The following is a 4,995-nucleotide window of genomic DNA, read 5'->3' as shown; positions in this document are numbered from 1 at the left end:
GCGCTGGGATGACGAGCGTGGGGTGTGTTGGGGTGACAGGTATGGAGCGTGCTGGAACGACAAGCGTAGCTCGCGCCGAAAGAACGGGTAGGAATTTGAGTTGCACGCGAGGTCGATCATGGGTGCGTGACCTCGTCGTCTACTACCGGTACGGCAATCAGCTTCTGGAAGCGCGGATCGTCCCGGATCGCATCCCACAGGGGATCCAGGCGCAGGAGTTCCAGCGTCACTCCACCCGGAATTTGCAGGAGGTTTTCGAGCAGTGGAACTGCGTGCCCGGCGTCGCCGTTGAGGGCATGAATCAGGGCCAGGTAGTACGTCCATGTTGCTCCTTCAAATTTGTCGGCTTCCTGCGGGATCAATTCGGTCGCACGCTGCACATTCCTGACTGACGACTCGCGCTGCCCCAGGCCGGCCTCGGCCCAGCCCAGGGCCGCATGCCAGGCTGCGGCGATATTCGGATTGGCCTGGCCCTCGGCAAGCGCCGATGCGGCACGGGCCTGGATCTGGCGATACAGATCCTTCGCCACGCCGACCGCGCCGTTGCGCTGTTCGCTGTAAGCAAGCATCAACTGCCAGCCGACATCACCCGGGAGATAGCCAGAGAAGTCGCTCAGATTGCGTCCGTCCTCTTTTCCGGCAAGCGCGCGGCCAAACAGCGCGGAAGCGCTGGCGAAGTCGCGTTCCAGCAACGCTTGTCTGGCGCGCAAGGCGAGTATCGATGCGTCATCAGATTGCACTGACGCCAACAGCTGTGCACCGCCCTCGATGCCTTGCAGATTCCATGCATTGAGCAACTTGATCCCTAAGAGACTGGCGTTACCGGGCTGCAGTACCAGGGCGGTATCGAGCACTTGCACGGCTTCCTCGAAGCGACGCAGCACGAACAAGGTGGCTCCATACTCGCCCAGCGTTCCGCTGTCGTTCGGGTTCAGCGAGCGTGACTGTGCGAAATTCGCCACGGCCGCATCAAAATTGCCAAGCCGGCGTTCGGCGATTGCCGCGAGAAACCAGATGTCGGCGTCGTTGGGGACTCGCTGCTTGAGTTCGTTGAATAGCGCCGCCGCCGCATTGAAGTTGCGCTCGCTGGCGTATAAATACTGGCCCTGCACCTTCTGCACCTCCGGCGCTTCCGGATCCAGTGCCGCCGCGCGATCCAGCGCCGTGCGCGCGGCAGCCAGACGCTCAGGCGAAGCATCAAATCCGTTCCAGTAGCTCCAGAGGTGGCTCGCTGCCAGTTCTGCCCATGCGGCGGTGAAATTCGGATCCAGCTGCACGACCCGCTGCAAGGTCTCCACGACGCGCTCGTAGTTGCCGCTGTCGTAGAGTGAGCCAAGCTGCAGAGCGCGTGCCTTTAGCCAGGCTTCGAAGGCGGCGGGATTTTCAGTAGGCGGCGTTGCCAGCGCGGTGCGTTCGTCACCGGTCAGCTTGGCTTGCAGGGAATCTGCAATTTTTTGCGCGACTTCGCTTTGCACCACGAAGATGTCGTCGATTGTGCGGTCGTAAGTTTCTGCCCACAGATGGCTGTCGGAATCTGCCTTGATCAACTGCACATTGACCCGCACCCGGTTGCCGGCCTTCTGCACGCTGCCTTCGAGGATGTGGGCGACGCCCAGTTCCTTCGCAATCTGAGACAGGTTGTCCGGACGGCTGGCGTACTGTTGCGTCGAGGTGCGCGAAATCACCTTGAGGGCGGCGATCTGGGCCAGTCCGGTCAGGATCTGGTCCTGGATGCCATCGGCGAAAAAACCGTTGGCCTTGTCCTCGCTGAGATTCTCGAACGGCAGTACGGCAATCGAGCGCAAATTGATCGCCGGAGAAGATTCGGCTTCGGATTCGATCGCCTTGAGACTCGCGGCCATGTCCACGGCATCACGCGTGGGTGAAATGACGAACTTGTCGAGTATGTACCAGGCCAGCCCGAGTGAAAGCAGGGCGGCGATCACGATGTTCATGCGCTGCCCGGTTCGCGGCGCTATGGACTGACTCCTGTCCACTTCCTTGTCGCGCTTGATGCCTTCTGGAGTCAGCTCGAACACCCAGGCAAAGACCAGTGCCGGGATGAAGCCCAGGGCAATGACAATCATCAGTGCGCGCAGTACCCAGTTCGGCACATCGAATACCGGCAGCACGGTTTCGGCGACTTGCGCGATCATCCAGGCACCGACCAGATACAACCCGGCCATGCGGATCACGTTGCGACGTTTGAGTTCGGAAAAGAGCCTCAAGGGTTGGTGCCGACAACCTGAGAGCGCTGGGTGCAGCGCCTGAATCGGCAGGCGACGTGATCGGAATGGAATTGACCGCACATTTGTCCTGTCCCCCTGCGCGCTGACCATCCGGAATCTTACACGAAGGGGAACAGCGTCACATTTTCTGCAGTCACTCGGCGTGCGCGTAGCGGCGGGTGCATGAACGACTGTGCGCCCTTGGATTTATCTATGGCAGGCAGCAGCGTTTGGCCTTTCTACTGGCCTGCGGTATGGGCCTGATGTTGTTTCCGTACGTCATCTCCAGTCTTGTCGCGTATCTGCTCGGCGGCATCGCGTAGAAGGCGACACCCTACTTGCTGCGGTTTTGATTGTCGGCCCCACGGATAATGGAGGTCAGCGCGGATATCCGATTTCCACGCAAAGTAGCAACCTCGATCCGAATGACTCCCACTTGAGAACGGGTCGATCAACATCCACTAGTGGGGAGCCCGTCGAACCATGATCAGAGGTTTCAGAATGGGCCAGGTAACGTGGGATCTGCCTTCGACCAGCTCATGAAGATTGGGAGGGTGATATCGAACCTCATCGCCCACAACACCATTCGCCGGCTCCGCACCAGGTCCTCCAACCTGAACTGCGTCAGTCGTTCACCGCCAGCTTTGCACGGATCTGGTCGATGCTGAGCGCTTCGCTCGAATCGGGTGGCGACAGGCCAATCTTTGTGCAGAACGCAGCCAGCCGCGGGTCGTCACGAAAGCGCAGGATGAAGGGGTTGGCAAGCAGGAACAGGGTCGAACGGCTCGTTGGCGAGACACGTTGCAGCCATTCCAACATCTGATCGGCATCGCCGCGCAGTGCGTACAGCAAAACGAGGTCTTCTGGATTCAGATTGCGGGCTCGTTCGGCGCCATTGACGAATTTCCCCAGCTCGGCGTCTGCCACCGCACGATCCGGCCCGATTTGCGCTGCCAGTGCCTGCAACAAGTTCGTGCCGGCCGATGACGCGCGGCCGGCAATCTCGCGCGCAGCTGTCCAATCGCCGCGCAGCAATGCGATGTTCAAGTGCTCGAGAGGATCCGCCTGCCCCAATCCTTCAGCGATATGGAGGTATTTTTCCGCCTCATCCAGCCGACCGGTCGCCGCCAGCAATTTCGAGTATTGAAAAAAATTGACGGTGTACAACGGTTCGGTTGAAAGGAGTTGCTCCCTCAGCCGGATCGCCTCCCCCAGTTTTCCAATGCCGGTCAACGTATATCCGCAACCGTTGAGGACTGTGCCATCCTCCGGCGCCAGCTGCACGGCGCGACGACACTCGGCCAAAGCGCCACGGGGATCGAAATTATAGAAGTGCAGGTACGCGCGGGCGGCGTGGGCGGCGCCCAGCCCGGGCGCCAGTTGCAGAGCCTTGTCTGCTGCGAAGAGCGACGCACGCATGTGTTCGCTGGCAACCGCGGGGGCCTCATTCCAAAACGCGGCGACGGTACTCCACGCCCCCGACAGATGTGCCCACGCCAGTGCGTAGCCCGGATCGAGCTGCGCGGCCTGACTCATGTACTCGGCTGCCTTGCGGAATTCCTGATCGTGCCAGTACTTCAAACCCCGCAGATAGGCGCTGTAGGCTTCGAGATTTCCGCTGGGTGGTCGGTCGTCATGCGCCAGCGTGCTACCTCCCTGCAACTTCTCGTCCAACGCAGTAGCGACGGCGTTGGTGATCTCATCCTGCAACTTGAAGAGATTTTTGTACGGCCGATCGTAATGCTGTGACCACCGCGTCTGGCCGCTGGCGGCATCAACCAACTGGACACTGATGCGCACCACCTCGCCGACGTGTTGCACGCTGCCTTCGACAAGGTGCGACACACCGAGCTTTCGACCGATGACGGTGCTGTCGTCTTTCGTATCGCGGAACTGGAATGAGGAATTGCGGCCGATCACCTTCAGATCTTCGAACTGCGACAGTGCGATGATCAACGCTTCGGACAGTCCATCGGAGAAGAACTGCTGCCCCTCACCGCCAGCGTTGGCCAATGGAATCACGGCTATGGATTTGTCCGGGATGGTTGCAGTTGACGTCGCTGCGGGGATTCCGGCAATGGTGGGGGCTGTCACGTCATTCGCGGGATCTTGGGCAAGGAAGCGGTCGGTCAGCAGCAACACCACCGCGACGGCGAGCACGCCGATGATCGCGAAATCGAGCTTGCGGCTGGAATGATGCGCGACCGAATCGGCCGGATCTATCTCACTCTCGCGTTTGAGCCCATCGGGTGTGAACTCGTAGAACCACGCAAACGCGAGCCAAAACGGAAAACCGATCGCTCCGGCAATCAGAAACCAGCGCGTGGTCCAATCCGGAAAATCCAACGCAGGACTGAACTGCGAAAGCCCCTGCCCGAACGCCCAAACGGCACCCGCATACAGCACGCCGGCACGCAGCACATTGCGGCGCTTGAGCTCACTGAAGAGTTTCAAGGCGGGGCGCTCAGCAACTCCGGTTTCAGGGTAGTCGCATTGGCCATCTGCACGACGACAAGACGATCATTGGAAAAGCGCATCTTTCCCCCTGAGCTTCTGCTGGGCGGCGCCGCCAAATACTACACCCACGACGTCTCGGTCACGGAATCTGGAGGCGTGTGGGGGGACGACGGTGACGGTCCCGGGATCTGTGTGCTCAAGAGAATCTTGACAGGCTGTTCCTGACACCAAGAGGTTGGGCTACGAGTGAGGGCGATCACTACTCACCATTCGCCGGATCCTCCTTGCTGGACGGACTATTCACCATTGC

General features: G+C 60.2%; 2 protein-coding genes. Both read right to left on the bottom strand.

Going from position 1 to position 4,995, the window contains the following annotated elements:
• Window positions 1-116: 116 nt before the first annotated feature.
• The gene (locus WBP53_RS15620; RefSeq protein WP_423930570.1) at window positions 117-2,228 is read right to left on the bottom strand and encodes a TPR end-of-group domain-containing protein; all 2,112 of its coding nucleotides are present in this window, start codon (window positions 2,226-2,228) and stop codon (window positions 117-119) included.
• Window positions 2,229-2,852: 624 nt separating this feature from the next.
• Window positions 2,853-4,682 (bottom strand): tetratricopeptide repeat protein, encoded by a 1,830-nt coding sequence (locus tag WBP53_RS15615; RefSeq protein ID WP_423930568.1) that lies wholly within the window; start codon window positions 4,680-4,682, stop codon window positions 2,853-2,855.
• Between the last annotated feature and the right edge of the window lie 313 nt (window positions 4,683-4,995).

This window comes from Dokdonella sp., from assembly GCF_049593775.1.
Lineage (GTDB): Bacteria > Pseudomonadota > Gammaproteobacteria > Xanthomonadales > Rhodanobacteraceae > Dokdonella.
Note: the sequence above shows the minus strand (reverse complement) of the source record. Positions and strands in the feature narration are given on the sequence as shown.